General features: G+C 74.4%; 5 protein-coding genes. All 5 read left to right on the top strand.

Annotation, left to right across the window (positions count from 1 at the left end; all coding sequences use genetic code 11):
• The first annotated feature begins 203 nt into the window (after positions 1–203).
• The 5 genes from E4099_RS25580 (at position 204) to E4099_RS25560 (ending at position 7,661) form a co-directional block, all read left to right on the top strand.
• On the top strand, positions 204–833 hold the full coding sequence (locus E4099_RS25580; protein ID WP_135341476.1) for an NUDIX domain-containing protein: 630 nt from the start codon (positions 204–206) through the stop codon (positions 831–833).
• Between the two features lie 1,325 nt (positions 834–2,158).
• The gene (locus E4099_RS25575) at positions 2,159–4,306 is read left to right on the top strand and encodes a tetratricopeptide repeat protein (protein ID WP_245245160.1); all 2,148 of its coding nucleotides are present in this window, start codon (positions 2,159–2,161) and stop codon (positions 4,304–4,306) included.
• A 131-nt stretch (positions 4,307–4,437) separates the two neighbouring features.
• Positions 4,438–5,553 (top strand): alanine dehydrogenase, encoded by a 1,116-nt coding sequence (gene ald, locus E4099_RS25570; protein ID WP_135341477.1) that lies wholly within the window; start codon positions 4,438–4,440, stop codon positions 5,551–5,553.
• Between the two features lie 531 nt (positions 5,554–6,084).
• Positions 6,085–7,095 (top strand): ParA family protein, encoded by a 1,011-nt coding sequence (locus E4099_RS25565; protein ID WP_425348274.1) that lies wholly within the window; start codon positions 6,085–6,087, stop codon positions 7,093–7,095.
• The gene (locus E4099_RS25560) at positions 7,080–7,661 is read left to right on the top strand and encodes a hypothetical protein (RefSeq protein ID WP_135341473.1); all 582 of its coding nucleotides are present in this window, start codon (positions 7,080–7,082) and stop codon (positions 7,659–7,661) included. The genes E4099_RS25565 and E4099_RS25560 overlap by 16 nt, the downstream gene beginning before the upstream one ends.
• Positions 7,662–7,863: the final 202 nt, after the last annotated feature.

Raw genomic sequence — 7,863 nt, 5'->3', positions numbered from 1 at the left:
CCCGCTCTTCGCCGGGCTGGTGAAGGCGGCCGTCGAGCGGCAGCAGGCCCAGCGCCAGGCCGAGCAGGGCTGACCGGAGCGATAGCGTGGATGCCGGGGTACGGGCCGAAGGCGGCCGGTGCCCCGGCATCCGTGTTCCACGGCCCCGGTAGCCGCGCGGAGCCCCGAACCCCTACGCCGGAACCCTCCAGAGCAAGGACACCATGGGCATCCAGGACACCCCCGAGGAGTGGCAGGTCGTCGAGACCAGCACGCCGTTCAGGGGCAAGAAGACCAGCGTGCGCACCGACCGGGTGGTCATGCCCGACGGCTCCACGGTCACCCGCGACTACCAGGTCCACCCGGGCTCCGTGGCGGTCCTCGCCCTGGACGAGCGGGACCGCGTCCTGGTGCTGCGGCAGTACCGCCACCCGGTACGGCACCGGCTGTGGGAGATCCCGGCCGGCCTGCTCGACGTCCCCGGTGAGAACCCGCTGCACGCCGCGCAGCGCGAGCTGTACGAGGAGGCGCACGTCAAGGCCGAGGACTGGCGGGTGCTCAGCGATGTGTTCAGCACCCCCGGCGGCTGCGACGAGGCGATCCGGATCTTCCTCGCCCGAGGGATCTCCGAGGCCGCGGGCGACCGCTTCGCGGCCTTCGAGGAGGAGGCCGACATGGAGCTGGCCCGGGTGCCGCTGGACGAGCTGGTGAGCGGGGTGCTCGCGGGCGACCTGCACAACAGCTGCCTGGTGGTCGGCGCCCTCGCGCTGAAGTCCGCGCTCGCCGCGGAGGGCGGCCTGGACGCCCTCCGCCCCGCGGACGCTCCCTGGCCGGCCCGCCCCTACGAGGCGTAGCCGCCGGGGGCGCCTGAGTGGACCGCGAAGTCCTGGTCGGTTCGGCCCCGTACGGCGGGGCCCCGCGCTGGGCCGGGCGACCCCGGATGCGTCCTCGCCGGCCCCCTGCGGCGGGGTTCCGCGGGGGCGCTCTGTCCTCGTGATGCCGGTCTGACAATCCCTTCGGCGTCAATCTGACGATCGGTGGATCCGATCAGGTGATCTTTTTTCCGGGGTCTCGGCCGGGAGTGCCGAAGCCCTGACTCCGGGTGAACTACGCTCGTCCCGACCCCGACCGCGCCCGCGGTCGGGCTCGAACACCCAGGTGGACGGGAGTGGGGCCCGTGGCGGAGCAGGCGGTCGGCACGGAGGGCGCGTCCAACGCGCCCCGAACGCGGCGGTCGGCCGCCGTCGGCCTGGCGAAGCAACCCTCGCCCGGCCGCCGGGAGAGGCCGAGGCCCGAGCTTCCCCCCACCGACGGCGACCCGGCCCCGGGGCGCACCCCGGTGGCCTCGGAACGCCCCGTCCCACCCCTGGACCGACCGACCCCGGGGGAGCGGCCCGCGGCCCGCGACGGTGCCCCCGCGGGGGACCGACCCACCCCTGGGCCGAGCCGTCCTCCGAGGGCGGACCGCCCAGCGGCCGGTGCCGCGGATGGTGCGGCGGTCGGTGACCGCGTCGGCGGCGGTGCCGGTGCCGCGGACCGTATGGCCTCCCACGGCCGTGCCGGGGCCGGCCCGGGGGAGCGGCCCGCGGCGGGTGACCCTGCTGACGGCGCGGCCGAGGCGGGCTCGGCGGCCGGTGGCTCAGCCGGTGCCGTACCGGCTGAGCCCCGGGCGCCTGGCGACGCCGCGAGCAGCCCTGTCTCCGGTGACGGCCCCGCCCCGGCGGTGGGTCGCCCGGAGGTGCCGGGGGAGCGTCCGGTGCCGGTTGATCGTTCCGCCTCGGCGGTGGGGCGTCCTGAGCCCGGTGACCGTCCCGGTTCGCCGGCCGGCGGCCCCCCTGCCGGTGACGGCCCCGCCCCGGCGGTGGGTCGTTCGGAGGTGCCGGGGGAGCGTTCGGCGCTGGGTGATCGTTCCGGCCCGGTGGTGGGCCCTCCGGTGTCCGGGGGCCGACCCGGTGCCGCGTCCGCGGATTCCCCCGGTGTCGCGGTGGCGGACCGGCCCGTGGTGAGCCGTCCCGGGTCCCGGCGGGATTCCCGGAAGGCCCGTGCCCTGGCCGATTGCGGGACCGGGGGGCGCGTCGGCGCGGACCGGGTGGGCGCGGAACGCGGTGCGGGGCGCACGGCGGTCGCCGAGGCCGAGGGGACCCGGGCCGCGGGCTACGGGGGGTACGGGCCCTCCGCGGTGCGGTTCGCGCCCTCGCCCGGGTTGACCGATCTGACGGGGCGGCGGCGGGAGTTGAGCGCGCTGCGGGCGGACATCGACGGCGCCGGGCTGGACACCCTGGCCGGTCGAGGCGTCCCCCGGGGGCGGGTGCTGCTGATCGCGGGCCGGCCCGGTTCGGGGCGTACCGCGCTGGCCGAGGAGTTGGTGCGGCGGGTGCGTGCCGAGTACCCGGACGGGCTGCTGCGGGTCCGGCTGACCACCTCGCAGGGCGAGCCCACCTTCCCGGCGCCGGCCGCCCGGGACCTGCTCTACGCGCTGGGGGCGTCCGCGCCGCCGGGGGCCGACGAGGAGGAGCTCTCCGCCCGGCTGCGGGAGGTCTTCGCCGGGAAGCGGGCGGTGCTGCTCTTCGACGACGCCGACAGCGCCGAGCAGGTCGACCTGCTGCTGCCGCGCGCGCCCGGATGCCTGGTGGTCGCCGTCTCCCGGGGCCCGCTGACCGGTATCCCCGATGTGCGGCCCTGCACCCTGGGCGGGCTGGACAGCCGGGCCGCCGTGGAGATGCTGGTCCGGTACGCCGGACCGACCCGTATCACCTGCGACCCGGTGGCCGCCGACTCCGTGGTCGAGCTGTGCGCCGGCCAGCCCGCCGCGCTGGCGCTGGTGGGGGGCTGGCTGGCGGCCCGGCCCCTGGCCTCGGTCTCCGACGCGGCCCGGCGGCTGCGCGAGATCCCCGACCGCGCCGTGGACGAGGAGGGGCGGGTCGAGCGCCCGGTGGCCCGCGCCTTCCGGCTCGCCTACGGAGCGCTGCCGGCGCCCGCGGCCCGGATACTGCGCATGCTCGTACTGGCCCCGGACGCCACCGTGGACGCGCTGAGCGCCTCCGCGCTGGCCGGCTGCTCGGTGCCCACGGCGCACACCACGCTGGAGGAGTTCGTGGCGCACGGGCTGCTGCGCCGGCTGCCCGGGCACCCCGCGCCGGACCCCGCCGCCCCGCGCCGCACCGAGATCGCGCCCGGGCCCGGCGCCGCCCCGCGCTACCAGCTGCCGGGCTGCCTGGAGCCGCTGCTGGAGGCCGCGCTGCGGGAGGAGGAGCGCCCCCAGGACCGGGAGCTGGCCCGGGCCCGGATGCTGGAGCGGACCGTACGCCAGCTGCAGGCCTGCTGCTGGGCGGCGGCGCCCGCCGGCGACCGGGAGGCCCGCGAGAGGCTGGAGGCGCTGCCCAGGGCGCTGCGCTTCCCGTCCCGGCCCGCCGCGGCCGGCTGGCTGGAGGAGCGGCTGCGGGAGCTGCGCGAGGCCGCCCGGATGGCCGTGGAGAGCGGCCGGCTCGACACCCTGGCCCGCCGCCTGGTGGCCGCGCTGACCCACGCGCTGGCCGCGCACCGCGGCGCCGAGCGGGCCGCGCCGGAGCTGTACGAGCTGCACCAGTTGGTGCTGGACGTGGCCCGCCGCCAGGACCTGGTGCTGGAGGAGGCGGCGGCGCTGCTCAACCTCGGCGACCTGGACGCCCGGGCCGGGCGGACCCTGGAGGCGCTGGGCCGGTACAAGGACGCGCTGGAGGCGGCCCGTCTGGCGGAGGACCCGTATCCGACCGGCCGCGCGCTGGAGTCGATCGGCGCCACCTACCAGGAACTGCGCGACTGGACGCGGGCCGCCGACTGGTACGGGCGGGCCCTCTCGCTGCACCTGACCCGGCGCGACCTGGTCGCCCAGGCCCGGCTCTACGCGCGGTTGGGCGCGGTGCACGTCCACGCCGGGAACTGGGGCGAGGCACTGCGCGAGTGGCGGGCCGCCACCGCGGCCAGCCGCCGGCTGGGCGATCTGCCGGCCCACGCTCGAGCGCTGTACGAGACGGCGCGGGTACACCAGTACGCCGGACGTCCCCAGGAGGCGCTGCGTACCTGTCTGGAAGCGGTGGAGAGCGCGCGGCGCGCCGGCGACCCGCGGTTGCAGGCGGCGGTGCGGTTGCGGGCCGCGGACGCCCTGGACCGGCTGGGTCAGGAGGCGGAGGCGGAGCTGCACCGGAACGCCGCGGAACGGCTGCTGGCCCGGGCCAACGCGGCCCAGACGGAACAAGCGGAACTCGTGCAACAGGCGAAACAACCGCCCCATACAACGGCCAAGCCAGAGCAGACCTGCGAAACCAGTAGCGGGTCAGCGAAAGATTGATGCAAAGCAAGGCTAGACAGCGCCACATCCTTCATTAAACTGGTCGCATAGCGACTGCCGCTACATCTTCCGGCATGGTTGTACATGTCGGTATCGCCAGGAATACCCAAGATTCAAGGACCGTGATCCACGTGAAGGTCGGCATCCCCCGCGAGGTCAAGAACAACGAGTTCCGCGTGGCCATCACGCCCGCCGGTGTGCTTGAGCTCGTCCGTAACGGCCACCAGGTCTTCGTGGAGCAGGGCGCCGGCCTCGGCTCCTCCATCACCGACGCGGAGTACACCGCCGCCGGTGCGAGCATCCTCGACACCGCCGACGAGGTCTGGGCCACGGCCGACCTGCTGCTGAAGGTCAAGGAGCCGATCGCGGAGGAGTACCACCGCCTCCGCAAGGGCCAGACCCTGTTCACCTACCTGCACCTGGCCGCCTCCCGGGAGTGCACCGACGCGCTGCTGGAGTCCGGCACCACCGCCATCGCGTACGAGACCGTGGAGACCGCCACCCGCGCGCTTCCGCTGCTCGCCCCGATGTCCGAGGTCGCGGGCCGGCTGGCCCCGCAGGTCGGCGCCTACCACCTGATGCGTGCGGCCGGCGGGCGCGGTGTGCTGCCCGGTGGCGTCCCTGGCGTGGCCGCGGGCAAGGCCGTGATCATCGGCGGCGGCGTCTCCGGCTGGAACGCCACCCAGATCGCCATCGGCCTGGGCTTCCACGTGACCCTGCTGGACCGGGACATCAACAAGCTGCGCGAGGCGGACCGGATCTTCGGTTCCAAGGTGCAGACCGTCATGTCCAACGCCTTCGAGCTGGAGAAGGCCGTCGTCGAGGCCGACCTGGTCGTCGGCGCGGTGCTCATCCCCGGTGCCAAGGCCCCCAAGCTGGTCACCAACGAGCTGGTCTCCCGGATGAAGCCCGGAAGTGTCCTTGTCGACATCGCGATCGACCAGGGCGGCTGCTTCGAGGACTCGCACCCCACCACCCACGCCGAGCCGACCTTCAAGGTCCACAACTCGATCTTCTACTGCGTCGCCAACATGCCGGGCGCGGTGCCCCACACCTCCACCCACGCGCTCGCCAACGCCACGCTCCCGTACATCGTGGAGCTGGCCAACCGCGGCTGGCGCGAGGCGCTGCGGCGTGACGCGGCCCTGGCCAAGGGCCTCAACACCCACGAGGGCCAGGTCGTCTACCCCGAGGTGGCCGAGGCGCACGGGCTGCCCTGCGTGGACCTGAGCGTGCTGATCGGCTGACCCGCCGACCGGTCCGGACCGGTCCGGCGCGCCGATCGCCGTAGCGCACACCGTGTCGGACCGTCAACACGGTGGGACGGGCCGGGTCTTGCCCCAGGGCAGGGCCCGGCCGTCGTCGTACCCCGACACGCCCGGCGCCGGGTCCCCGTTCGCGATCGCCAAGTCGCCGCGAATGTAACCCTTCAGTCGATTCGCTCCGCCGAGTCGCCGGTGCGAGAAGGTGCTTACACCCTTGACAACCGGTGTTCCGTTGCCGACACATCGGGCCGTCTCCGGCGGATTGTGTTGCTGTGAACGGCCGACACGCCATAGAGTCGCCAACCGTCGGCATGGTGTCACGCTGACCAATCGAGAAATTTCCTGGTCACCAAGGAGGTAGGACGACTTGTGAATGAGTCGACATTTTCTCCCGGGGGTGGTCAGCCAGGAACGGTTGCGCGGGGCCAGGCTCCTTCGGGCCTCAAGGCTGTCGGCTCCGTCGCTGTCCAGACCTTCGCAACCCACCAGAACAACGCGACAGCCCCCCAGAGCATGGATGGCCACATCGTGAACGCCATGGCCGGCGATCAGCGCGGCACCGATCCCGCGCTCGCCGACTACGACCTGCCCGACGGTCACTTCTACGACCCCGACGCGGAGTACGAGCCCGACCCCGAGTACGCGGCCACGCTCGCCCCGGACGCCGCTCGGCAGCGCCGGGAGCGCATCGGCCCCACCGGGCGCCCGCTCCCGTACTTCCCCATCCCCGGGCCGCTCACCGACCACGGCCCCGCGAAGATCATCGCGATGTGCAACCAGAAGGGCGGGGTCGGCAAGACCACCTCGACCATCAACCTGGGTGCCGCGCTCGCGGAGTACGGGCGCCGAGTGCTGCTGGTCGACTTCGACCCGCAGGGCGCCCTCTCGGTCGGCCTCGGTGTCAACCCGATGGAACTCGACCTGACGGTCTACAACCTGCTGATGGAGCGGGGCATGTCGGCCGACGAGGTGCTGCTGAAGACGGCGGTGCCCAACATGGACCTGCTGCCCAGCAACATCGACCTGTCGGCCGCGGAGGTGCAGCTGGTCAGCGAGGTCGCCCGGGAGTCCACCCTGCAGCGCGCGCTCAAGCCGCTGCTGCCGGACTACGACTACATCGTCATCGACTGCCAGCCCTCGCTCGGCCTGCTGACGGTCAACGCGCTCACCGCCGCCCACAAGGTGATCGTGCCGCTGGAGTGCGAGTTCTTCGCGCTGCGCGGTGTGGCCCTGCTCACCGAGACCATCGAGAAGGTCCAGGAGCGGCTCAACCCCGAGCTGGAGCTGGACGGCATCCTGGCGACCATGTACGACTCGCGCACCGTGCACAGCCGCGAGGTGCTCGCCCGGGTCGTCGAGGCATTCGACGACCACGTCTACCACACGGTGATCGGCCGCACCGTCCGCTTCCCGGAGACCACCGTCGCGGGCGAGCCGATCACCACGTACGCGTCCAACTCGGTCGGTGCCGCCGCCTATCGCCAGCTCGCCAGGGAGGTGCTCGCCCGGTGTCACGCCGAGTGAGTCTGCCGGGAGCCGACGAACTGTTCCGCACCACCGGAGGGATGGGTCTGCAGTCCTCGCCGGGCTCCGCGCGGCGCACGGCGGGCGGCGAGGCGGCCCGGGTGCCCGCCCCGGCCGGCGAGAGCGATACCACGGCGGCCGACGCGCCCGAGGCCGACACAGCCCCGGCAGCCGGATCGGCCGCCACCACCAGGCCCGAGCACGCCGGCCGCGACGGCGGCGGCACCCAGGACGCGCCCGGCGACCGGCGCGCGGCCGCGGAGCGGGCCAAGAGCCGCCCCGCGCCGGAGAGCGGCACCCATCCGCAGGCCGGGCAGCCGCGCCGGCGCGGCCGGGCCGCGGGCCGCCGGCCCAGCGGGCGCGAGCGCCACGACGAGAAGATCACGGTCTATGTCTCCGCCGAGGAGCTGATGGACCTCGAACACGCCCGGCTGGTGCTGCGCGGTGAGCACGGCCTCGCGGTGGACCGCGGCCGGATCGTCCGGGAGGCGGTCGCCGTCGTCCTGGCCGACCTGGAGTCGCGCGGCGACGCGAGCATCCTCGTACGCCGCCTGCGCGGACGCTGAGGAGCCGGGCGGTAGCCTGCGGGAGCCGCCTGCGAGGCGGTGGAGACAGCGGACGGTAGCCTGCGCGTGCGCCGCTCGCGAGCCGCTGGGGTACCAGTCGGTGGCCTGCCCGCTCGTACGGGCCGCTCCGCCCTCCCCATGACTTCGGCGCGGGAGGGGCACCCCCCACCCGCTCCCTGGACCGCGATGCCCACTCACGACG

It is taken from the genome of Streptomyces palmae, assembly GCF_004684805.1.
GTDB lineage: Bacteria > Actinomycetota > Actinomycetes > Streptomycetales > Streptomycetaceae > Streptomyces > Streptomyces palmae.
This window is presented reverse-complemented; position numbering and strand designations above follow the sequence as displayed.

Coding starts and splice junctions, on each gene's coding strand:
- E4099_RS25580 (WP_135341476.1), top strand. CDS start 204: ATGGGCATCCAGGACACCCCCGAGGAGTGGCAGGTCGTCGAGACCAGC.
- E4099_RS25565 (WP_425348274.1), top strand. CDS start 6,085: ATGGATGGCCACATCGTGAACGCCATGGCCGGCGATCAGCGCGGCACC.